Genomic DNA, 244 nt, shown 5'->3' on the forward strand with positions numbered 1-244 from the left:
GTGCAGCTCCATTATCCGCATCACCGATCCGGCGATGCGTGAGCAGCTGGTAACGCTGACGGGCGGACAAAAGCACGTTGCCCAGGCGGCTGAGTTCTGGGTGTTCTGCGCCGATTTTAACCGTCATCTGCAAATCTGCCCCGAGGCCGAGCTGGGGCTGGCGGAACAGCTGCTGCTGGGCGTGGTGGATACGGCGCTGATGGCGCAAAACGCGTTCACGGCGGCGGAATCGCTGGGGCTTGGC

1 pseudogene is annotated in these 244 nt (G+C 63.5%); it reads left to right on the forward strand.

The features are described from left to right. Positions 1–244: pseudogene (nfsA, locus tag RTW80_RS30405) on the forward strand (nitroreductase NfsA); the annotation flags it as partial.

It is taken from the genome of Escherichia sp. AM3 (assembly GCF_032029835.1).
GTDB classification, from domain to species: Bacteria; Pseudomonadota; Gammaproteobacteria; order Enterobacterales; family Enterobacteriaceae; genus Escherichia; species Escherichia coli.